The following is a 23,014-nucleotide window of genomic DNA, read 5'->3' on the forward strand; positions in this document are numbered from 1 at the left end:
TTGGGGCACGTGCCGCTCGTCTCAGCGACTGCGCAAACGTCTTTCCGCACCGTGCCTGATTGTTTCCCTTTATCCGGCAATGGACTCACCAATTCTACGGTGAAATGCCTCAAGGTCAGCGGCCAGTCGTTCGATCAAGCCGCTCCCCGCCATCTCGTAGCCAAGATCGATGGCGCTGGCAAAGCCCAGTGCATCGGTCCCTCCATGACTCTTGATGGTGATGCCGTTCAGCCCGAGGAAGGTTCCGCCGTTAACTCTGCGGGGATCCATTCGCTCGCGCAAAATTTTAAAGCCGCCTCTCGCAAGTAGCGCGCCGAGGCGGGAAGTCCAAGTCCGACGCATCGCATCACGGAGATATTGGCCCATCTGACGCGCCGTACCTTCTGCCGTCTTCAGCGCGATATTTCCGGCAAACCCCTCCACGACGACAATATCGACGATGCCCTGGCCGATCTGATCGCCTTCTACAAAGCCATGGTAGCGGAAAGGCAGCCCTTCCGTCTCCTTAAGCCAAGCATGAGCTTTCTTAACCTCGTCCATTCCTTTGACCTCCTCAACACCGACGTTGAGCAGGCCGACGCTGGGGCGTTCAATCTGGAACAGAGCGCGCGCCATAGCTGCGCCCATGACGGCAAAATCAGAAAGTTGGCGCGCATCAGCTCCGATGTTCGCTCCGACGTCCAGCACAATGCATTCGGATTTCACGGTCGGCCATAATGCCGCAATCGCCGGGCGTTCAATCGCTGCCATCGGTCTGAGAATGAGCTTGGACATCGCCATAAGCGCGCCTGTATTCCCTGCAGACACGACGACGTGAGCCTCACCGTTGGCCACTGCGTCGATCGACAGCCACATGCTTGAGCCTTTACCGCGGCGCAGGGCCTGGCTCGGCTTGTCGTGCATCGCAACCACGGAATCCGTATGGACTACCCGCGAACGCGCAGCCAGATCCGGATAGCTTCTTAGTTGCTCCTTGATCGCGGCTTGATCGCCAAACAGCACGAAATCCAAGGCTGGATAGCGGATAAGCGACTGCGCCGCGCCGGAGACTACAACGCTTGGCCCGTGATCGCCGCCCATGGCGTCGAGCGCTATCGTACGTGGCGCTTGCATGGCCGGAATGTCGCCTCGTTTGTCGTATCGTCAGCCCGTCAGGATGGCGAGCGTTACCTCTGAAGTGCCGGGCACCAATAATTGTTGCCCTGAGACGCCGGAACATACGCCTTTGCAGTCGGGAAACAACCGATTTTTGGTGTTATGGGCCGTCTCACGCGTGCAACTCAACGTTGTCTGGAACTTATTCATCGCACCTCAATGCCTATAACATTTAGGATTTCTTCTTCAATTCGGCGAGAGCAGCAAATGGCCCTGTCGCGATTTCTCGCGCCGATGCCACATCGGACCATTGTGCGTCTTCGCGCCGCGGATAAGGATCAAGCCCTGTCGATATGACCTCAAAGACGATGCGGCCGACATTGATCCAACCGTTTTCGATCGGCTCTAGATCATCGATGCTCAGCACTTCTTGTTCATCTTCCCGGCTCTCTGGAAGAAGGTCCGACGGGATAAACGCGCAATCCAGCGTTTCGTCCTGGCTTGCGCGCACCGGCTCAAGAGACACGATGCAGCTCTGGATCACGCCGACCGTAACGTGACCGGTCAACTCATAACGATCGCGATTCTTGGCTTTGATCTGATAGGTTGCCGAGAGGTTCTCACAGGAAACGATCGAGAGGCTTGCCGCAATCTCCGCGCACTCCTCCGGCGTGGCCTTCCGCGTTACACGTAACCCGTTGGCGGGAATTTCATTCAGCCTATGTCGCCAGTCTGCCAGGGCCGTCACGAAAGTTCCTTTCTCTCCACGAAGCCGTTCGGGTCCGGCAATTTCAATATGCCGGCAAGCATATCCTCCGGATCGATCTCTTTCAGACCCCGCGCGGCTTCCAGAACATATGCTGCGAGCTCTTGTGCGCGAAACTCAGGTGTCGGCTCCGCGCAAATGAACTCAGACAGCGCCACGGCCAGTGCGTCCTGACCGAGACCACTCGCTTCGCGATATCTTTGCGCGCGCCCGTACAGCCCGGCGGCCGCCCCTTTAACCCTCTTAGGGACGGTCATATCGCCGACGCCGAGTTCGCGCATACAGTCATCCATGTCAGTCACGAAGCGTTCTATGAGGATCCGTGACCATCGCGTGTCGCCCGGAAAAGCCTCCCGCAACTTCTCCAGCACCAAAAACATGTGCAAGACGATGAGTTCGTAGCGACCTTCAAGTGTGTCGTTGATGCCAAAGTCGACGTAAAATGCCGGTTCGCGCGCCTGCGCCACGACGGCGCCATAAAGGTTCTCTGCCTTACGCGTAGCGTCTGCTCGTTTTGCTAACCATTTCAACATGCACTCTTCTCCCCTTTCCCGGCGTGGCGAGTACGGCAAGCAGTGTATGAGGGGGGGCTGAGCATTGCGTTCATATATACGACAGGTTAAGCGGGCCCAAGGGGGCGTCCGGACGTGATTCTCTATGGCGTGGTGCGGGCGCCGTGATTTGGCAAGGGTAATAGCAGATAATGCGTATAGCTGGGCTTATTCGCCAGTCCTCTAAAGGTGCCGTCGGTATTGGCTCTATCAGGCGTGTGCGCCGCCGCACGACTGGATTGTTGCTCACCATGGCGCTACTGGGAGGTTGTGTTGCCTTAGCCGGATGCAGCCAGCAGTTACTCAAGCATGGTCAACACTTCACGGAAGGTGATCTGCAGCAGATCCAGACTGGCATGAGCAAGGATCAAGTGCGCTTGACGCTGGGCACACCGTCAACGACGACAACCGCCACTGCAACCGGCGGCGAGACTTACTATTACATTTCGAGTACGGCAACCCAGACTGCGTTCTTCAAACCGACCGAAACCGACCGAAGAGTCGTCGCCGTTTACTTCAATCCGCTCGGCTCTGTCGATCGACTTGCGCACTATGGCATGAAGGACGGCAAGGTCTTCGATTTCATCTCGCGCACGACGCCTGCCCCTGGCGGTAATGACGAAGGCCTGCTGAAGCAGCTGTTCCGCAACCTGGGCACAAAGCAAATCTTCGGTGATTAAGCGCGTCCTCTACACAGCAACTTTCGATATCCCAACGCTCAAATTCAAAGGCCCCACCAAACTGGTGGGGCCTTCGCTTTTTATCGTCCTGTAGATCACTAGCCTTAGCCGTGCGAGAGAACGGCCAGGAGCAACAGCGCAACGATGTTGGTGATCTTGATGGCGGGGTTCACGGCAGGGCCTGCCGTATCCTTGTATGGATCGCCTACGGTATCACCTGTGACGGACGCCTTATGCGCTTCGGAACCCTTCTGGTGTTTCGTTCCGTCCTTATCCACGAAACCATCCTCGAAGGACTTTTTGGCGTTGTCCCAGGCGCCGCCGCCTGACGTCATAGAAATGGCGACGAACAGGCCGGTGACGATAACGCCAAGTAGCATTGCGCCAACGGCTGAAAACGCCGCGGACTTCCCGACGGCACCGCCGCCGGCCACCAGATAGATGACGAAGAACAGGACGATCGGCGACAGCACAGGAAGCAGCGAGGGTACGATCATCTCCCTGATCGCGGCGCGCGTCAGCAAGTCGACAGCGGCGGCATAGTCGGGGCGATCCTTACCTTCCATGATGCCGGGCTTTTCGCGGAACTGGCGGCGAACTTCCTCGACGATTTGTCCGCCTGCACGTCCCACCGCAGTCATCGCGATGCCGCCGAACAGATACGGGATCAGCCCCCCCAACAGCAGACCAACAACGACGTAGGGGTTAGAGAGCGAGAAGTCCGGGGTTACGCCCTGGAAGTACTGATAGCTAGTAGATCCAGCTGCGTTGGCTTGCGAGATGAAGTACTGCAGGTCGTAGTTGTAAGCCGCAAAGAGGACCAGCGCGCCAAGGCCCGCGGAGCCGATCGCATAGCCCTTCGTTACGGCCTTGGTCGTATTGCCCACGGCATCGAGCGCGTCGGTCGAGCGGCGAACCTCTTTAGGCAAACCAGCCATTTCAGCAATGCCACCGGCGTTGTCCGTTACGGGACCGAATGCATCAAGCGCGACGACCATGCCAGCGAGGCCGAGCATCGTCGTTGTCGCGATGGCAGTGCCGAACAGTCCGGCCAGGTTGTAGGTCGTCAAGATCCCCGTCACGATGACCAGCGTGGGGAGAGCGGTTGCCTCCAAGGAGACCGCAAGACCCTGAATGACGTTAGTCCCGTGGCCTGTGACAGAGGCTTGCGAGATCGCGCGCACGGGGCGGAAACCAATACCGGTGTAGTACTCCGTGATCCAAACGATCAGTCCGGTCACGGCCAAACCCACAAGCCCGCAGAGGAAGAGGTTCATGCCCGTGATTTCGACACCCGACGTCGTCGTGCCGATCATGCCGAAGCCACTCTCTTTGTCTCCGAACACGAGATAGTTGGCTGCTGCTAGACCAGCGACAGACAAGATGGCGGTAACAATGAAGCCGCGATAGAGCGCGCCCATGATCGAGTTATTAGATCCGAGCTTCACGAAGAAGCTGCCGATCACGGACGTGACGATGCATGCTGCGCAGATTGCCAGAGGATAGACCATCATCTGGGTGAGTTCGGGCTGGCCAACAAAGAAGATCGCGGCGAGCACCATCGTCGCGACGACCGTCACGGCATAGGTTTCGAAGAGGTCAGCCGCCATACCGGCGCAGTCACCGACGTTGTCACCAACGTTATCGGCAATCGTCGCCGGGTTGCGCGGATCATCTTCCGGAATTCCAGCTTCCACTTTACCGACGAGGTCCCCCCCGACGTCAGCGCCTTTCGTGAAAATACCGCCGCCCAGTCGTGCGAAGATCGAAATCAGCGAAGCGCCGAAGCCGAGTGCAACCAGCGCATCGATCACGGTCCGGTCAGCCGTCGCAAAACCCAGTCCGCTGGTCAGGAAGAAGTAGTAGGACGCGACGCCCAACAGTGCGAGGCCAGCAACAAGCATTCCGGTCACAGCACCCGACTTAAAGGCGACGTCAAGACCCGCAGCGAGCGATTGAGATGCCGCCTGCGCGGTTCTTACGTTGGCGCGAACGGATACGTGCATGCCAATGAAGCCAGCGGCGGCCGACAAAACGGCGCCGATCAGGAAGCCAATGGCAACAAGGCCGCCCAGCAGAACCCAAGCGAGAGCGAAGATGGCGACACCAACAATGGCGATGGTCTTATATTGGCGGCTTAAATACGCCTGCGCGCCTTCACGAATTGCGCCAGCAATCTCTTGCATCCGAGCGTTACCGGCATCCAAGGCCATCACCGACCGGATTGTGTAGATGGCGTAAACGATCGAGAGGGCACCGCAGGCGATGATCCCCCAAAGTAGTTCGTTCATGTGCTTGTCCCCTCCCGGGCGGGATTATTTCAGCTTCGGCGCGACGTTACGGCGCTCCGAACTCTTTTGTCGCACCAAACAGCGACTTAAGCGCGCAGACCATGCCAAAACCACCGATCCGTGGCAATACGGGCACAACGCATTCCATAGAAAGTCTGATGTTTTCTGCTTGTTTATTCTGCGGGCCGGACAGCACCGGATCAATCCGTTGTATCGGCTAACTCAAAGACTATCGGCCGGAGCGTGGGCATCGCTCCGGCCGATATTGCTTAGAGAAGAGAGAGAGAGAAACTAATACGATTTAGAACGGCTTAGCGTGGACGGCACGGAATTGCTTCCACTTCACACTTCCAGCCGCCGCTTCCTTGAGAACAACCACCAGATTTCGAAATAGCATACTTATAATATGCCCAGTCTGTGCCGTACTCAAAGGCCGTGAACCCCTGCCAGTCCGAGATTGCTGCCCGCTGGGCTGCCTTCTTAGAGCTGTGGCCGGCGCTGCTGCCGTAATGCTTGTGCTCCGTGAAGCACGTCTTGCGACCAACTTTTCTCCAATCGTGAATGCTGGCCAAACCTGTATCGTCTGCCATCACATGCGACGTGGAGAACACTCCAGTAACGCACACGGCCAATGCCAGGGCCAGAAACGCTCTGAGCGACATCGAGGTCTTCCTTGTTAACGTTTGTGGACGAACGGTGGAAAAGTGACAGATTCCTGCGCTCGAAACGATAATAACTGGGTTAGCGCAGGCAATTTCCGACGGGCAGCGGCAAAACCGACACATGTAGCGGTTTTGTCTTGGGTTGCCCTTGCACCCACACACATGCGCCGGTTCGAGATATTTTGACGTTCTTCGTCATGTTTTGATCTATAGAAGCGGTTCGTCGTAGACGCGGCGCCCCGCAATCTCCAAACCTTTGATCGCGCTTTCGCCGGATTCTCCAACGGCCACGATGACCTTCATCTCGCCAGCGCGAATGGTCTTTTCCAATTCCAGCCCTTCACCCTCCGGCACGAAGTAGCTCTCTATGCCGTAGTGCATACGGATTCTGGTTGGTTGATCGGCATGCGGCCGCCAAACGTGATCGACTCGGCCCTTCAGGACGACGTCTTCCGCATTCACGCGGGCCGGCTTGGTGACGGACGCCGCGACAGGCGCCCAGCCTTGCTCGGCAGAGCGCTGTAGGGTGACGTAGAGGTTCTGATCCTCGATAGGTGTCTCTTGCAATAGCGCCCCATCGAGTTGAGCGATGGTCCGATAATTCAGGATTACATAGTCCCCCCGAAAGAGACTGCGCGGGTCAATCGGCGCGACATCGAGGAGGATTTCTCGACCATTCGCGAGGAGGTTCGTACGCTCCCAAACCATGTAGCCGAGCGCTAACGTCTGGAGCCCTGCCACGATGATTACAGCGGTCAACGGACCGATGCGGTTCAGCATCCCTATGCCCTCCCCTGGACTTGCGCACTGAGATGCAGGCGATACGCGACGTAGGCCAACGCGATTACCACGATGCCGGCGGTGAGGAAGAATACGGAGGAGCCAAGCAATGTGCCGACACTCTTGAAGTAGAGCCCCATAACCTCGATCGAGAATGCGGTGTAAGCGACCCAAAGCGCCCCGCGATTGTCCGTCCGTAGCGCAAGGATAATCGCGCCAATGAGGAGGGCGAGCGTCCCGACTGCCGTTGCGATCAGTGTGTTTGTCATCGGATCTTCAATGAACTGTAACGCGAACAAAGCTGCATAACTGACGGCTATCGCGTACCCAAAGCTGGTGCGGGCCGGCTCTATGAGAGCCGGGATCGCATGCAAGGTCGTAATGAGAATGCCGACAGTCGCGACGGCCAAACCGATAATCAGGACAAGGCCGTGAGCATGACCCTCGTTCAGCAGATAGCCGAGCAACACGACGAAGATGGAAATGGCCAGGGCGGATACGTGCATGCCCGGATGCCACTTGTGCCATACGAAGCCGAGACTGATGAGACCCCATGCAATAAGGAACGGCCAGTGGACGTGTTCTGTGATGGATGTTTCCCAGCCGCTCCACAGTCCGGCTAAGAGCATGGCCAGCACGAGTGAAGGGTTAGACCGCAACAAAATTCCGGCCAGAACCGCGCCCGCACACCAAAGCAGAACCGCGTCCGGTGGGCGGCCCTCGATGTGGTACATCTGCGCGATAAGCATGATGGCCGCGCCAAATATGCCTACTCCGCCAAGGATAGCGGCGTGTGCAAAGGCTTCGAGATTTCGTGAAAACAACCAGCCGGCCAGTCCATAAAAACCCCAAAGGGCTGCGCCTAGCAGCCCCAGACGTGCGATCTTGGGCATTTCCTGCCAATTGGCAGCAACGAAGCTCATCGCCGCGAACCCCAGCAGGACGGCCCCCAATATCGCCAACACGGCGGGCAGCCGGAAGGCAGGGGTCTGGGCACGCAGCTCCTCTGCGATGGCCTTGGCCCCATCGGGCGTGACCCAGCCCGCCTCCTGCCAACGCTGAACGTCGGCTTCCAATTGACGACTATGGCGCCACATCACGGGAAAGATCCTCGAGGGACGGTGGGGAGGCTTGGCGTTCTTGGCATTATGATCTCCGGTCGGGTCGCCCCCGTTCAGCCCGGTCATGGTCGCGTTTTTCGGGCGTATTGGGTTTAACGCAAATGTAGCTTGGCAATTTTGTTTTTTGTGTAGAAAGCCTGTGGTGAGAGGGTGACCGACGCGGGCCCTTTGTCGCGATTGTGCGACGCCCGGCAAATGACTAGCGTGAGTTTATGAGCGACATCAAACCAATCCACATCATCGGCGGCGGGCTTGCAGGTTCGGAGGCCACTTGGCAGGCCGTTTCACGCGGCGTGCCTGTGGTTCTGCACGAGATGCGACCGGTGCGGGGCACAGACGCACATAAAGGCGACGGGTTGGCGGAACTTGTCTGTTCGAATTCATTCCGGTCCGACGAATGGCGAACCAACGCGGTTGGCCTTCTGCATGAGGAAATGCGCCGCGCCGGTTCGATAATCATGGCCGCAGCCGATGCTCACAAGTTACCGGCTGGCGGAGCGTTAGCTGTCGATCGCGATGGTTTTTCCGATGAGGTGACCAAGCGCCTTTCAACACATCCGCTCGTCAGCCTGAAACGCGAGGAGATTTCAGGTCTTCCACCAGCCGATTGGGACAGCGTCATCATCGCCACCGGCCCGCTCACCTCCCCAGCTCTGAGTGCCGTGGTCTTGGAGCTGACGGGGGAGAATGCGCTTGCCTTCTTTGACGCCATCGCTCCGATCGTTCACTTCGAGAGCATCGATCTTGACATCGCATGGCGCCAATCCCGCTACGATAAAGCAGGGCCTGGGGGAACGGGTGCTGATTACATCAATTGCCCACTCGACAAGGTGCAATATGAGGCTTTCATCGATGCGCTGATTGGCGGCGAGAAGACAGAATTCAAGGAGTGGGAAGCCAATACGCCCTACTTCGACGGCTGCCTGCCTATCGAGGTGATGGCCGAACGAGGCCGCGATACGCTGCGGTTCGGCCCAATGAAGCCCGTGGGTCTATCCAATCCGCATCGGGGCGGAGAACGTCCGCATGCTGTCGTGCAGCTCAGGCAGGACAATGCGCTCGGCTCGCTGTGGAACATGGTCGGGTTTCAGACCAAACTTAAATACGGCGCGCAGGCGGATATCTTTCGCATGATCCCAGGGCTCGGAGATGCGCAGTTTGCGCGCCTCGGAGGTTTGCATCGCAACACCTTCCTCAATTCTCCCCGACTGATTGATCCGCTTTTACGCCTCAAGGCTGATCCCAGACTGCGTTTCGCCGGCCAAATCACGGGCGTCGAGGGCTACGTTGAGAGTGCTGCCATCGGGCTGCTGGCGGGCCGCTTTGCCGCTCAGGAACGCTTGGGGCACAGCCCTCTGCGGCCCCCAGAGACAACTGCTCTGGGTGCACTGATCGAGCACATCACCGGCGGTCACCTAAGTGCCGATGAAGAAGGGCGGCGATCGTTCCAGCCGATGAACATTAACTATGGCCTGTTGCCAGAAGCCACGACCTTTGAGACAACCGCTGCCGATGGGCGCCGGCTCAAGGGTAAAGATAAGGGCTTTGCCAAAAAGCGGGCGGTGTCCGAGCGTGCCTTGCGGGATCTTGACGCTTGGCTTGGCCAAGAGCTTGGCGCGGCCGCCGAATAAGAACTTTTCCTCAATCATCTTTTTTGGGCCCTGTCGCGCAGGGAACAGCGCACCTTCCGTGATCGCCGCATATTCGTCTCATCGCTGGAGAGCAAGCCCGGTTGAAACCGCGCACGCCACGGAAAAAGGGACGAAGGCTATGCAGAAGTCATTCATCATCATCGGGACTGCTCTTTTCATTGCAACGAGCGCATTCTCGTCCGCGGCCACAGCTGGCGGTTGCGGCAAAGGTTTTGGCGGTTACCGCGGCTTCTCGCATCACTCTTACAACCAGAGCGTCTATGCGCAGCGCAATCGGCAGTTGGCCAAGAAGCGCGCTATTGCAAAGCAGCGCGAACTTGCCCGCATCAAAGCTGAAAAGCGCCGCGTGGCTCTTGCCGCAGCGAAGGCCCGTAAAGCTAAGCTCGCAGCTGCCGCTCAGGAGCGCCGTGCAAAGCTTACCAAAGCAGCGCTCGCCCAGACAAAGGCTGAGGTAGCAAGCAAGAATACACTGGCATCAACTAGCGTCGCAGCACTGGCCGGCCTTGAACGTTCTCTTCCCACCGTTCCGGTTACGCAGGTTGCTGAAGAAGTGGCGAACACTGCCGCTCAGATCACGACTGTTGAATCTTCCCACGTCGCATTGGGATGCAAACGGTATATTGCTTCTGCTGGGCTGACCGTGAACGTTCCCTGTGAAAACTAATTTCCACTGCAAGTTTATTCCGTAGAGAAGATAAAAGCCGGTGCGGTTTTCCGCTGCCGGCTTTTTTGCGCTTGCTCGCCTCGCGGCGCTTAAAAAATTCTGCGCCGGCGGAACTGTTGCCTTCCGACTGCGTTACGGAAACTCGTCGGGGCTTTGGATTGAACAGAAAAATTCCGGAACGTCTGTGTACGCAGGCTGCAGGTCACAATGAATTGACCGCATGCGTTTTTTCATTCGCTTTCGGGCTAACGTCGGATCTTGCTGGGGAACTGCGCAAGGCAACAGCTCAGGAGAGATACAGTGAAACGTTCCCAAGGATGGCGGCTCGTCGCACTCATCGCTGCGGTGTGTGCATTCGGGACAGTCGACAAGGCTTCCGCAGCGGCCGTTCCCGCTGCTGGGCAACTCGCTTCGACCACTAACGCTATGAGAGACAACGCCCGCAGCGGTGATGTCATTCTAGTTAGACGGCGCGGCTATCGTGGACATCGCGGCTTCCGAGGCCATCGCGGATTTCATCCCCGCGCTGGACGCCACTGGCGAGGAAATCGTCGTTGGCGTGGTCATCGTCGTTGGCGCGGACGGGGATGGCGCGGGTTCTACTACTCGGCTCCCTTCATTGGCTATGGGTACTATGGTTACTCACGTTCGTGCTACCGGAATTGCCGTTGGCGCGGCAATTCCCGGTACTTCTGTCGGCGCGTCTGCCGCTAATAAAGCTTATTCAAGGTCAGCGGATTGAGTGGGCTTGAGTCGATCCCGCCGGTTTTAAGACCAACGCCTAAAATCAAAGCGGATCCGTCTTCGGGTCTGCTTTGATCGTTTCCACGCATCGATAGTTTATTGTTTGCTCGCGCAAGGTCCGACACCGTTATAACGGCGCGGAGAGATCCGCCCGGTGATTGCGGCGGTGATAGCGATCAAGCACTGGTCGCGCGATTTCCAGTAGGGAATCCGCCATTGCCGCTTGCCCTTCCGCGGTTGGATGAAAGGCTCCCGAATAGGTCGATGCGAGCAGCAATTGGAACCAAGAAAAGGTATCGAATTTTAGTACTTTTTGCAGGAGCGACGGAGTGACGTGGAAATTTCCCGTCAAAAACGCGTCGTTCGGTGTACGGAACCACCTCTGTCGCGAGGCATATGAGCGATAATCCGCAGGGTTATACGGCACCCACTTGTTCTCCACTTTGCGCGGAAGGCGAAGATCGTCGGCGATAGAGAATGCGCTTTGAGTGAAGCCCGCGCAGATGCCGCGTCCGATGAATGCTGCGCGATGCCGCTGGGCAAATGACCAGCCGTAGCGCCGCGCGCTATCTTCCATCACATGATGCAACTTATCAGCGATCCAGATACCTTCCCGGGCACGCGCACTGCTGAGAGCGAAATCGCTGACGATTTCCATCCCGGCACGTCCATCCGGACAAACAGCGCTGCCGTCACCCATCAGAGCTAATCCGGGATACGCGGTTAGAATGATGCGATCGGGCTCGTCCCACGGGATATGCAAAATGTTGTGCAGGGCGCGGTTGAGGGATTTGTAGCGATCATCCAGTGCGCGCAGGGCAATAGTGGCTTCCGCCGTTCCGTAGACGCCTCCAATCCAACCGCTCAATTTTCGCAGCAACGACTCGTTGGCTAATATCGCGTTGGCCAGCAACCGCGCGAAGCCGATGTCGTTGCCCCCCACCGACAGAAAGAGCAAATCGATTTTGCGAGAAAACTGAGCATCACATTTGCGCAGAACCAGGCCGCCCTCTAGTTCTTTCAGTCGCCCGCGCATGTGGTAGGCTTCGGGAAGATCGTGAGGCTCGGCGTCATGCTTTCCGCACATGACCTCTGCTGCGGCGGAGATCTGCGATAGCTCCGGTGGATTCTCGACCCATTCATTGCCCTTGTAGCGCAAAAACAGCCCGAAGATTGTTTCGGCGCCAGAGCAGGCAAGCCCGACGTAAGTCACTGCCCGGTGAGGCTCTTCGATCGCCAATTGGAGCGCGGCTCTCGCCTGGTGCGAATACAGCGAGCGATGACAGGCCTGATCCAGCCAACGCGCATTTCCCTTAATGAAGGCTTTGTCGCCAATCTCATTCCAGTTACCGACGCGAGCCGGGAAACCAGCCAGGCTGAATTCTCCATCGCTCCCGTAGTCCGCGCTCCGCTCCCGGGAAAACTCCACGGGAATGTCTGGATTGCCATCGCCCGCCGCGAAGCTATCTCCCATACCGACAATGAACAAATCCGTGACGCTGGCGTCTGTCGTGGCGATGCGCCGTGATCCGATCTCAACTTCGATCGTCGCGCCGGCAGGATAGGGAATGGATAATTCCACGGGACGATGACACGGTGCGGTGATCGCGTCACCGCGTAAGCGGTCGCCACCATGGGGTGCGGTGAGCCACGTGCAATCCACCAAGCCGGCCTCAGGAATATTCTTGAGCGAAGCAATGATCGTGTGGCTCGTGGGCGTCGCGTAAGCCTCTTTTTTCCCGGGACAACGATAGCGATTGCGTTTTGTGTCCCAGCAAACGTCATCCACCATGGTGGCGGCCCAGCCATCTTCATGACGCGACGACAATGCGCGCTCTGCGGAAAGGACGGGCGTGCGCCGCTCGGCAGGCGACAAGGCCAACCATGTTGCGCGGTGAACCTCGGTATCACGTGGATTGCTGAAGAAGCGGAACGGATTTGCAACGCGCCACTCGATGGCGGGCAAATCGGGCATGGCTGCAGGGGGCAGCCCCGTAAAACCTTCAGGCTGCTCTATGGCAGGCAACGGCGCCTGCGTCACGTCGGGAGCGACATCAAACGTCTGCGCCTCAACAACGTGTGCCGAAAGCAAAAGAGCTGAAAGCAAAAGGACCGGATAGCGCAGTATTCGCGTTAGCAGCATGGCTCGGCGTCTACTCCGTCGGAGTTCAGTTCGATGGCAGCGCAAGCGAACCGCTGCCTGATTGCGTTGAGCGTTACAATTTCGCCCGCTGCCATGCACGCCACAGCCGCCATACGCGTGTCAGCGGCGAAATTTCGACTGGCGTTTGCAGCCAGTTGTCCTCTCTCTGCAAAGCCTGCAAATAGGGCTCGATGAGGGCAGCCGGCAAAAGAGCTGACAACAAGTCGCGGGAAAGCCTTGTATTATCAGCGCGAACATGAGCGAGTTCATCTCTGGCGATTTCTATCGCGACGTTACGCGTTCGTGCCGCCGCCAGCTTATTGTCCGCCTCTCCCAGCCGCGTAACGTCAATGTCGAGATATTCGGCTGGCAGGGGCCAACGGCCGCGGCTGATGGCGAATGGCAAATGGAGCAGGCATCGAACGGTGCCATACGCGCGCGCCGCTGCACATAACTTTGCGTCATCGGCCGGACTGAGATGCGCCCCGGTGATGCCGGTCGCTAGACGGAAGGGGCCTGTCTCCGAACGATCAACATAATGCATGAATGCTTTCGGGCCTGACACTGGGTCCGCGTAGAAGTCCTCGGTGCGCGCGTCGAAGAGATCGGCAAAAAACTTTCGCGGCAAGTTGTGGCGCCCGATGACCTCGCCCATGGCATCAGCCAAGGGATTGCCAGTTGTGGGCCGTGTTTCGAGGTTTTCGAGCCAATCACGCCACCATTGCAGACGGATTTCACCCAGCGCCGGTTCTCGCACAATCTTCGGGATACGTTCCATCTCACCGAGAAAAGCGGCAAGTATGATGAGGTCATCGCGGTAGGACTTGGGGGCCAAAAGGGCCGCCAGGTAGCGATCTGGCGCATATGTGCGGGCTGTGTCACGAACGTGCTGCAGCAGATCACTTTCCATCCTGATATCCCTACCACCCGGTATCCAGACCGGGCATGATCTCAGGGAACCGCGATCATCGCCGCGGCAACCGCTCGACCTTCTGCTAGCAACACATTGTAGGTGCGTGCTGCCGCGCCCGTTGCCATGGGTTCCAGCGACATGCCGCTTTCAGCAAACCGAGCGCGCAACTCTGGCGTGGCGAACACCTGCGTCGGCCCCGTCCCCAGTAGAAGGATCTCTATACGTTCGGCCTCGTCAAGTACGGGCTGTAGTGTCTCTACGCTGACCGATACCGGATCGTCCACGCCCCAAGCGTAAATTCCGCTCGGCAAACAAAGCAGCGATCCTCTGTGGCTCATTTCGGCGAAGCGAAAGCCTCCACCGCCATATGCAGTTATGGCGGTGGGATAGGGATAGCGAGCCAGGTCGGTCTGCGTCATCGCGGTTCCTGCCCATCCGGCTAAGCACGCCTGCGCATGCGCCGTGGCAATCCGAGTTTACGCTTTGGCCGCAGCCGCCGCTCCTCGGCCGGCGACCGCTGTGTCCGTACCGGACCAATCGCGCTTCACGCCAACCCAAACAAGAAACGGTGCCGCGATTACGATCGTCGACCACGTACCGGCCACGATGCCGAACAGCATGGCGAACGCGAAGTTATGGATGACCTCGCCACCGAACACGTAGATCGCAAAAACAGCCAGGAACGTCGACAACGACGTAATGATCGTGCGCGACAGCGTTTCGTTGACCGACAGGTTCACGAGCTGGGCGAGCGGCATCTTCTTGTACCGCCGCAAGTTTTCGCGAATGCGGTCAAATATGACCACGGTGTCGTTAATCGAATAGCCCGCCAGCGTGAGCAAGGCCGCGACCTCGTTCAACCCGAAGTCCAGATTCAGAAGACTGAAGGCTCCGAGCGTCAGAGAGATATCATGAACGGTGGCGATGATCGCAGCGACACCGAACTGCCATTCGAAGCGGAACCAAACATAAAGCAGGATCCCAATACTGGCCAAACAGACTGCGATCATACCAGCTTGTTTCAGTTCACCCGAAACACCAGGCCCCACGACTTCGACGCGTCGGATCTCAATGTTATCGCCAAGCGCCGCGCGAACTTTATCGGCCGCCGCCTGCTGGGCCTGCTCGACTGACAAATCTGCACTCGCCGCCTGCTGTTCCACACGGATCAAAGCGTCTTCCGGACGATCCAACCCCTGAATCTGGACGTCGCCCAGCCCCAGGCTAGACAACTTTCCACGCAAGTCCGCGATGTCTACGGGACCGGATTTGGATTGGATTTCGAGGAGCGAACCGCCCTTGAAGTCGATGCCGAAATTGAGCCCTTTGCTGAACAGCGAGCTCATCGCGACGAACAGCAAGAAGGCCGTGAGAATGACGAGCGGCCTGCGCAGGCGCAAGAGGTCGAACTGTCGACGGTGGGGCCAGAAATCAACGCCTTTGAACATGGTGCGTGGCGCCTCCAGATTAAAGCGGTGCAGGGATTTTGCGGGTCTTCTGGCTCGCAATCCACAGCGATACCATGAGGCGCGTGACAGTGAAGGCAGTGAACATCGTGGCCAAAATTCCGAGACACAAGGTGACGGCAAAGCCGCGAACCGGTCCGGCTCCGAGCCAGAACATAACTAGGCCCGCAATCATCGTGGTGAGGTTACTGTCGACAATGGTTCCCAACGCACGTTGGAATCCGCTGTCGATCGCGGAAATTGGCTGCTTACCGTTTCGCATCTCTTCACGAATGCGCTCATAAATCAGCACGTTAGAATCGACGGCCATGCCGACGGTCAAGACGAGGCCAGCAATACCGGGAAGCGTCAACGTGGATCCGATTGTCGACATCAAGCCGACGATCAAACACAGGTTTATCGCGACCGCCAGGATCGCAAATAGCCCGAAGAGCCCATAGGCGAAAATGATGAAGCCCGAAACGGCGATACTTCCAATGATGCCCGCCAGGATTCCGGCCTCAATGGAGTCCGCGCCAAGCGAGGGACCAACGGTCCGTTCTTCGATCACGGACAGTGTTGCCGGCAATGCGCCGGAGCGAAGCTGAATCGCCAGATTATTCGCTTGGTCCACCGTGAAACTACCGGAAATCTGACCCGTGCCGCCGAGGATCGGCTCACGAATAACCGGCGCTGACAGCACCTTCACATCGCGCTTGCCGTTGATCACACCATTGTCGAGGACGATGGCGAACGGCCGGCCAACATGGCGAGAACTGTATTCGCCAAAGATGCGCGCCGCTCTTTGATTAAATCTGAAGGTAATGATCGGTTCGTTGGTACGGCTATCGAACCCAGGTTGTGCATCGGTCAGGTCTTCGCCGTAAACGACCGGTGTTTCCTGCACCAGGTATTCATGGTTCGGATCGTCCTGATCAGGATAGATCACATAGCCTGGAGGGACGCGCGTTTGCCGGGCCTCTTCGGCGCTCATCTGCTGATGCACGTCGTGGAAGCTCAAACGCGCTGTCTGTCCGATCAGGTCTTTCAGCTTTTTGGTATCGTCGAAACCAGGCACCTGAACGAGAATGCGGTCGGTGCCCTGCCGTACGATATCGGGCTCGGTCGTGCCGATGGCGTCAATACGGCGGCGAACGACTTCGATAGCAGCTGCTGCGGCGTTCGTTGAGCGTTGGTGGATGCCCGCTTCGGTAGGGGCGACAGTAATGAAGCCATCCCCCGACTCGCTGACGGCGATATCGTTGTCCGCTCCGGCAATCATGCCGCCGCCAACCGGCTGCGCCAACTTACGAAGTTGTGACAACGCCTCGTTTGTCTGCGCGGGATCGACCAATTTTACCCGAACAGCATCTGCCGTCTGCCCTAGCCCTGTGTAGCGGATCTTGGCGTCCCGCAGGATCTTGCGGACTTCGCCGCGCAGGTTATCGAGCCAGTCCTTTTTCAACTCCTTGGTGTCCATCTGCAAAAGCAGATGCGCACCGCCACGAAGATCCAAGCCCAAATTCAGCTGCTTCTTAGGCAGAAAGTCTGGCACCCAGGCCAGCGTTTCTTTGCTCAGGAAATTGGGCAGTGCGGTCAAAACGCCCGCCAAGCAAACGGCCGCGATGACGGAGATCTTCCAGCGAGAGAAGTGCATAGGGCTATGGCTTTCTACTTGCCGTGTTCTGAAGCCCTGTCCGGGCTCATGGCGATTAGGTCGATCGGCTGCGCCTAGTCCGCGGCCGGCATCCGAAAACGTAGGTCATGCCAAGTCCGCAGACGAATTCAGGCCGCGCCGCTTAAGGGAATGCGCTCAGCTCGCATCCTTCTCCTTGACCGGTTCGCCCTTATTGCGCACGTCCAGGAGTGAAGACTTGAGCACACGCACACGCATCGTCTCGTTCAACTCCACCTCGATCTCATCGACTCCGTCCGGCGCTTTGGTAACGCGCCCGATGAATCCAGCCGATGTCACGACAGTGTCACCGCGCCGCACCTTCGTAACCATTTCCTGATGCTGCTTCGCGCGCTGCTGCTGAGGGCGGATCAGCAGGAAATAAAAGATAACGATCATGAGGAGCATTGGGAAAAGAATCCCAAGGCCGCCGAATGGGTCGCTACCGCCGGCGCCCTGTGCAAGAGCGGGTGTGATGAACATGTAATATCTCGCGTTTCTGAGGGCGACGATGGCCCGATAGAGGCAAAGTCTCGAATACAGACAAGCCGACGGTGGCCCTCCCGCAAGCCCCTTATGGGTCAAGCACGATCGCCCGGTCGTCGTCGTTGAAGCGCGAATATATAGGCGCGCGGCTCGTTTGCAACCGCCCCGCACTGAGCCGAGGCGGCCTCCTCCCTTCTAAAGTGTCGCTGGCTGCGGTCTTGACGGACTGGGAAGGCTTAGCGCATGTCTCGATCAAGCCCACAAAATCACAGCGAACGCGTCGCGATCCGCAAGCGTCCGCCTGCGTTCTCAAGGACTTGCCTTATGACGAAGCTGAATGATGACGCCGCTATCCTCGAGCGGATCGCGGCAGCGTTGGAGCGATTGAGCCCTCCGCCACCTAAGGCTCCCGACTTCGATGCTGCAGATGCGTTCGTCTGGCAGTCAGAGCCGGAAGGTTTCCAGCCGGTTGCACACGTGAACCGGGTCCCCTTATCCCTGCTTAAGGGTGTCGACCGCACGGCGGAAGAGCTTCTCGCTAATACTGAACGATTTGCGCGTGGCTTACCGGCCAATAACGCTCTTTTGTGGGGCGCACGCGGCATGGGTAAGTCCTCGCTCGTGAAAGCGGCGCACGCAGAGGTCGGACTGCGGCTGAAGGCTGAGAGCAATGGTGGGACTTCGAGTGGCGCGCTCAAACTTGTCGAAATTCATCGGGAAGACATCGCAACGCTGCCTCGCTGCCTTCACCATATGAAGGCCGCCGCTGACTGCCGCTTTATCGTCTTTTGCGACGATCTCTCATTTGATCACGATGACACGTCCTACAAGTCTTTGAAGGCTGTTCTCGACGGTGGCATCGAAGGCCGCCCGGTGAACGTGATCTTTTACGCCACATCCAATCGCCGGCATCTCATGCCACGCGACATGATGGAAAATGAGCGTTCTACAGCAATCAATCCTTCTGAAGCGGTGGAAGAGAAGGTCTCCCTCTCGGACCGTTTCGGCCTTTGGCTCGGCTTCCATAATGGCTCGCAGGACCAGTATTTGGACATGGTCCGGGGGTACGCGAAATACTTCGATCTCGGCATCGAAGACAATGAATTGCGCCGCCAAGCGCTGGAGTGGAGCATGACCCGCGGAGGACGCTCAGGCCGCGTCGCATGGCAGTTCATTCAGGATCTCGCAGGCCGCCTCGGTAAGGATACCCGCGTCGAATAGCAATAAATTCATTACTTTTGACCAAAAATGGGATCGGAAAACACGAAACCGCAACTATTGTAGCGGAGTTTGCGTGTTAGAGGCCCGCTTTGACTTAAAGGTTAAAAAGCGGGGGTGGTTCACGAGGAGGGTGAGGCCCATGCGGCTGGCCGTTTTGTTCGTTTCTAGTCTGGTTCTGGTGGCGGGGAGCCCTTTGGTAGATGCTCGCGAGAGCAGCTCCGTTGATCCAGCGATAGACGTTACGGTCGGTGAGCAGGACGATCTTAAGACCGCCATTCTGCGTGACATCACAGAGCGTAAGCCGCGCGCCGATGAGACGATGACCCGGTGGCTCGATGAATTGGGCACGCTTTATGCGACCGAGTTCGATGCACCTCTATGGGTCAGCTATGATGGGCTGACAGCTGCTGGAAAGTCCGTTATAGCTGAACTCAAGCGCGCCGATGAATGGGGGCTCGACCCAAATGCGTTCACCGCCAACATTCCTGTCAGCATCGCAAAGTCCTCGGAAGAGATGGCTCTCGCCGAGGTTGAGATTACCCTTGCGGCCCTGACTTACGCTGTCCAGGCACAGGGTGGCCGGCTCGATCCCACCGAATTGAGTTTGTGGTACGAGCGCGCGAAGGTGTCGGTGGACGCCGCCGCTCTCATGCGCGGCATGAAAGAGGCGAGTGATCCGGCCACGGTTCTCGTCGCGCAGCAACCTCAGCACCCGCAGTTCCTTTTGCTCCGTCAAGCCTACCTGAAACGCAAGTTTCCAGAACGTTTTGCGTCGGCTGAAGAGAAACCCACCGAGGCCGAACCGGAACCTATCAAATTCAGCTACGGTAAGCGGGTAGCGCGTGGCCAGCGGAATGAGCAAATTCCGCAATTACGTGAACGTCTCGAAGTACCGGCCGCCGATCCGGAAGATGAGGACCTGTATGATCAGGAACTTGTCGACGCCGTTACGAAGTTTATGCGAACCCAAGGCTGGCGCCGGAAGACGGTATTCGACGATAAGGTACGTACAGCGCTCAACAATCCCAAGGACGGCGATTCAGAGGAGACGGAAACGGTTTCTCTACAGCAGATCTTGGTCAACATGGAGAAATGGCGGTGGTTGCCGCGCGATCTTGGCGAGTTGCGCATCTGGAACAATTTGCCCGCCTATACGACCGAGCTGATACGTGGAGACCAAGTCCTTTTCTCCGAGCGGATCATCGTCGGTAAGGAGAGCACTCAGACGCCCGTCTTCTCCGATAAGATGTCTCACGTCATCTTCAAGCCAGAATGGGGCGTCCCGAGTTCGATCAAGATCAAGAGCCTGCTTCCAAGCTTAGCTTCCGGCGATTACGACGTCTTGGCCCGCCGCGGCATGCGTATTCAGCATGAAGGTCGGCCAATCAGCCCGGCACGCTACAATTGGGCGAAAACCGACATTCGATCCATCCCGATTGTGATGGGCGCCGGTGCGAGCAATCCGCTCGGACGGGTGAAGTTCATGTTTCCCAACCATCATGCGGTCTACATGCACGACACGCCGGACAAGCACCTGTTCGATAACTCAAAGCGCAACTTCAGCCATGGTTGCATCCGCGTACGAGACCCCCTGCAGTTTGCTGAATTGCTCTTGCGTGAAACCGCTGGCTGGTCGCGTGATGACGTGGCCGCCCAGTTGAGCCGGGGCGCCGAAGAAAACCATCGCGTCGACCTGCCAACCCCGGTGCCGGTTCACAATGTCTACTTCACGGTGATTGCCGAGGAAGACGGCACTCTGAGTACGTTGAAAGACGTCTATGGTCACGACAAGCGGATAACCCAAGCGCTCCAAGGGAAGTCGCTATCAGCTATCGCTGCATCTGACCCAGCCCGGGCGCAGAAGCGTGAAATGGAACAGCTTGCGAAGTCGGGGGCCGCCTATGCCATGGCTCGTGAGGATTACGAGTTCTACGATTATCAAGGTTATAATAATGGCGGCGGCTACGGTGGCGGTTATTACTTGTTCTCCTCGAGCTCCGGCTCCTCTTACGGTGGTCCATCGCAAGGAGCGAAGCCAAAGAAAAAGAAGTCCGTTCACACTTGGTCTCTTAATCCGTATCAGCACGGCTTTAACAGCGACTGATCCGTCAATCCAGATGACCTGAACCCAACATGAGCGCCCGATAGTGTCTTTCACTATCGGGCGCTTACTTTTTTGAGGTGTCTTTCGTTTTCACGTTTAGTTGGGTGACGTGAACGCTTTTGGTTTTGGGTTGTTCAGAGCGAACGCATCAGCAGCAACGCACGGATCCGATCTCGGACAAAAACCTGCTTGTCCTCGAGGGTGTTTTGTTTGGTTCGTTCTGTTTTCCGAAAACTGCAAAAAAAGCAAAGGGCTCGCAGCCATCACATGCCGCAAGCCCTTTTTAAAAAGGTTCGTTTTGTGTTTTAGAAGCCGCTCGCTTCCGCGACTACAACGTTTCCAAGTACGGAAGCGGATCTACCGGCTTTGAGCCCATACGCAATTCAAAGTGAAGCTGTGGCTGGTCGACTTGGCCAGTCTTGCCCGCCTTAGCGATAACCTGGCCACGCGTGACCTTATCGCCGCGCTTCACATTCATCGCATCGTTATGGGCGTACGCGGTCACCCAGCCATTGCTGTGGCGCAGCAAAATCAGGTTTCCATATCCACGCAGCTCAGATCCAGCGTAGGCGACCACGCCCTCTTCAGCCGCATGCACGTCCGTACCTGCAGGAACGGCGAGGTTCACGCCATCGTTGTGAGTTCCATCGCTACGCGGCCCGAAGTTATCGATCACGCGACCACGCACCGGCCACCGCAGCTTACTCGCAGACGAACTCGTATCTGCGCTTTGGGTCTGCGTATGAGTGGGTGGCGCGATAGATACCGTGCGAACCCCCCGCGGCTGCGTTACCTGCCTGGATTGACTGGCCGATGGTGCTGCTGGGCTCGCTGAAGGTGTCGCGTCGGTGCGCGTGTAGTTGTTGTCGAGCGATGCGACACGCTGCGGCCGCGGCTCAGAACGCGTTTGCGCCACCGTCGACGTGTCCGAACCATAGCCAGGCACCCTCAAAACCGTGCCAGGCATCACGCGGCGCGGATCGGAGATACCGTTGTGACGCTGTAGCTCTCTCGTGGTTGTGCCGTGGCGACGTGCGATATTGTAAAGGGAGTCGCCGGACACAACCGTATAGCTCCCACCCCAATCGGACTGCGTTGCGGGCCGTGTCGTCGTCGGAGCACTGTAGGTTGATGGCTGTTGAACTGACGCCGTTTGTGATGGCGAATTATAGGAGCGCGGTGCAGCTGATGCGCCGCCGGGTAATGTCAAACGCTGGCCTGGATGCAGCTGCGAACTGGTCAATCCATTAACGGACATCAACTCCGCAAGTTCAACACCGTGACGCCGCGAAAGCCCATAAAGCGTATCGCCGGATTGAACGACAATGGTCTGGCCCGATGATGAACGCCCGGAGTCGTACTGGCGTTGCGGAGACGGTGCGCGGTATCCACTGTCGGCATAGTTGTTGTTGCGGCCGCCGGAATAGGGAGAGCGCTGGTTACCGTAGCTATTATCGGAGTTCTCTGCGACGTCCGGCAATCTTGATGAGCGAACGTTCGGTTCCGTGCTCGTTACGGGCCCGGTGTAAGAACGACCGTAATCGGCACCCGGCGACTGGTCGGACAGGTTCGTTGCACCGTAACCAGACGACCGATCTACAGAACCGGTACTGTCATTAAATGCGAAGCTGGGGCTGTCGAAGCGGGTAATGTCGGCGCTGCAGCCTGCGAGAAGGGGGCCACTCAATGCCAAGGCAACCGGCGTAACGACGCGGAGAATGTGGCGTCGGCCGGCTCGCAAATATAGCAACTCATTCATGATACGCACCTCTATACCAGCCTATTTGTTAACCCTTAATCAGTTAACGAGCGATTAACGCTTGGCTGGTCCCGCTTAATAAACCGCCTCGATTCGCGCTTGTGCCGGCTCGGCTGCGACCAACTTCGCCGCCACAGCGAAGCCGGGGTGCAAGATATCGGCACGTCTGAACGTCAGACATACGATTTGATTGTGAGGGGGACTTGGCGTGCGTGCGACGCGGATTTGTCAAATGCGTGACTACTCTGCGTCTTGGTTCGTG

20 protein-coding genes are annotated in these 23,014 nt (G+C 57.7%); 6 read left to right on the forward strand and 14 right to left on the reverse strand.

Annotation, left to right across the window (positions count from 1 at the left end):
• Positions 1-69: 69 nt before the first annotated feature.
• From plsX to K5845_RS09725, 3 genes are all read right to left on the reverse strand, one after another.
• Positions 70-1,113, reverse strand: a complete 1,044-nt coding sequence (gene plsX / locus K5845_RS09715; RefSeq protein WP_046479103.1) for a phosphate acyltransferase PlsX — start codon at positions 1,111-1,113, stop codon at positions 70-72.
• A gap of 214 nt (positions 1,114-1,327) precedes the next feature.
• Positions 1,328-1,843: a YceD family protein gene (locus K5845_RS09720; protein ID WP_046479104.1), complete on the reverse strand. Its 516-nt coding sequence runs from the start codon at positions 1,841-1,843 to the stop codon at positions 1,328-1,330.
• Positions 1,840-2,394, reverse strand: a complete 555-nt coding sequence (locus K5845_RS09725; RefSeq protein WP_287958894.1) for a ubiquinol-cytochrome C chaperone family protein — start codon at positions 2,392-2,394, stop codon at positions 1,840-1,842. The genes K5845_RS09720 and K5845_RS09725 overlap by 4 nt, the downstream gene beginning before the upstream one ends.
• A gap of 170 nt (positions 2,395-2,564) precedes the next feature.
• Between K5845_RS09725 and bamE the strand changes: the two genes are divergently transcribed.
• A complete protein-coding gene (gene bamE / locus K5845_RS09730) occupies positions 2,565-3,092 on the forward strand; it encodes an outer membrane protein assembly factor BamE domain-containing protein (RefSeq protein ID WP_046479106.1) in 528 nt (175 codons plus the stop codon).
• Positions 3,093-3,196: 104 nt separating this feature from the next.
• On the opposite strand, the gene K5845_RS09735 is transcribed toward bamE, so the two are convergent.
• The 4 genes from K5845_RS09735 to K5845_RS09750 all read right to left on the reverse strand — a co-directional run bounded on the left by K5845_RS09735 (position 3,197) and on the right by K5845_RS09750 (position 8,012).
• Positions 3,197-5,383 (reverse strand): sodium-translocating pyrophosphatase, encoded by a 2,187-nt coding sequence (locus tag K5845_RS09735; protein WP_046479107.1) that lies wholly within the window; start codon positions 5,381-5,383, stop codon positions 3,197-3,199.
• A gap of 311 nt (positions 5,384-5,694) precedes the next feature.
• Complete coding sequence (locus K5845_RS09740) at positions 5,695-6,045, reverse strand: hypothetical protein (RefSeq protein ID WP_046479108.1); 351 nt, start codon at positions 6,043-6,045, stop codon at positions 5,695-5,697.
• Positions 6,046-6,252: 207 nt separating this feature from the next.
• A complete protein-coding gene (locus K5845_RS09745) occupies positions 6,253-6,825 on the reverse strand; it encodes a GDYXXLXY domain-containing protein (protein ID WP_046479109.1) in 573 nt (190 codons plus the stop codon).
• 2 nt (positions 6,826-6,827) lie between these two features.
• Complete coding sequence (locus K5845_RS09750; RefSeq protein ID WP_287958895.1) at positions 6,828-8,012, reverse strand: DUF2157 domain-containing protein; 1,185 nt, start codon at positions 8,010-8,012, stop codon at positions 6,828-6,830.
• Positions 8,013-8,158: 146 nt separating this feature from the next.
• On the opposite strand from K5845_RS09750, the gene trmFO reads away from it, so the two are divergent.
• The 3 genes from trmFO to K5845_RS09765 all read left to right on the forward strand — a co-directional run bounded on the left by trmFO (position 8,159) and on the right by K5845_RS09765 (position 11,004).
• Positions 8,159-9,577, forward strand: coding sequence for a methylenetetrahydrofolate--tRNA-(uracil(54)-C(5))-methyltransferase (FADH(2)-oxidizing) TrmFO (gene trmFO, locus K5845_RS09755; RefSeq protein ID WP_287958896.1), 1,419 nt, complete (start codon positions 8,159-8,161; stop codon positions 9,575-9,577).
• Positions 9,578-9,716: 139 nt separating this feature from the next.
• Positions 9,717-10,262, forward strand: coding sequence for a hypothetical protein (locus K5845_RS09760; protein WP_090228876.1), 546 nt, complete (start codon positions 9,717-9,719; stop codon positions 10,260-10,262).
• A gap of 481 nt (positions 10,263-10,743) precedes the next feature.
• Complete coding sequence (locus K5845_RS09765) at positions 10,744-11,004, forward strand: hypothetical protein (protein WP_046479112.1); 261 nt, start codon at positions 10,744-10,746, stop codon at positions 11,002-11,004.
• 129 nt (positions 11,005-11,133) lie between these two features.
• Here K5845_RS09765 and K5845_RS09770 read toward each other — a convergent pair whose 3' ends face one another.
• From K5845_RS09770 to yajC, 6 genes are all read right to left on the reverse strand, one after another.
• Positions 11,134-13,149 carry an SGNH/GDSL hydrolase family protein gene (locus tag K5845_RS09770; protein WP_287958897.1) on the reverse strand — a complete coding sequence of 672 codons (2,016 nt, stop codon included), beginning with the start codon at positions 13,147-13,149 and terminating at the stop codon, positions 11,134-11,136.
• Positions 13,150-13,222: 73 nt separating this feature from the next.
• Positions 13,223-14,059: a phytoene/squalene synthase family protein gene (locus K5845_RS09775; RefSeq protein ID WP_090228870.1), complete on the reverse strand. Its 837-nt coding sequence runs from the start codon at positions 14,057-14,059 to the stop codon at positions 13,223-13,225.
• 41 nt (positions 14,060-14,100) lie between these two features.
• Positions 14,101-14,481 (reverse strand): Mth938-like domain-containing protein, encoded by a 381-nt coding sequence (locus K5845_RS09780; RefSeq protein ID WP_046479114.1) that lies wholly within the window; start codon positions 14,479-14,481, stop codon positions 14,101-14,103.
• 57 nt (positions 14,482-14,538) lie between these two features.
• Entirely contained in the window at positions 14,539-15,510 is a 972-nt protein-coding gene (gene secF / locus K5845_RS09785) for a protein translocase subunit SecF (protein WP_046479115.1), read from the reverse strand.
• A gap of 19 nt (positions 15,511-15,529) precedes the next feature.
• Positions 15,530-17,164, reverse strand: coding sequence for a protein translocase subunit SecD (secD, locus tag K5845_RS09790; RefSeq protein WP_046479116.1), 1,635 nt, complete (start codon positions 17,162-17,164; stop codon positions 15,530-15,532).
• 156 nt (positions 17,165-17,320) lie between these two features.
• Complete coding sequence (yajC, locus tag K5845_RS09795; RefSeq protein WP_046479117.1) at positions 17,321-17,665, reverse strand: preprotein translocase subunit YajC; 345 nt, start codon at positions 17,663-17,665, stop codon at positions 17,321-17,323.
• Positions 17,666-17,992: 327 nt separating this feature from the next.
• Between yajC and K5845_RS09800 the strand changes: the two genes are divergently transcribed.
• Together K5845_RS09800 and K5845_RS09805 are read left to right on the forward strand one after the other, a co-directional pair.
• Entirely contained in the window at positions 17,993-18,889 is an 897-nt protein-coding gene (locus tag K5845_RS09800) for an ATP-binding protein (RefSeq protein ID WP_046479118.1), read from the forward strand.
• Positions 18,890-19,028: 139 nt separating this feature from the next.
• Positions 19,029-20,993 carry a L,D-transpeptidase family protein gene (locus K5845_RS09805; RefSeq protein ID WP_287958898.1) on the forward strand — a complete coding sequence of 655 codons (1,965 nt, stop codon included), beginning with the start codon at positions 19,029-19,031 and terminating at the stop codon, positions 20,991-20,993.
• A gap of 328 nt (positions 20,994-21,321) precedes the next feature.
• Here K5845_RS09805 and K5845_RS09810 read toward each other — a convergent pair whose 3' ends face one another.
• Complete coding sequence (locus tag K5845_RS09810) at positions 21,322-22,752, reverse strand: peptidoglycan DD-metalloendopeptidase family protein (protein WP_287958899.1); 1,431 nt, start codon at positions 22,750-22,752, stop codon at positions 21,322-21,324.
• Positions 22,753-23,014 lie beyond the last annotated feature (262 nt).

The organism is Filomicrobium sp., from assembly GCF_025698805.1.
In the GTDB taxonomy this organism is placed as follows: domain Bacteria; phylum Pseudomonadota; class Alphaproteobacteria; order Rhizobiales; family Hyphomicrobiaceae; genus Filomicrobium; species Filomicrobium insigne.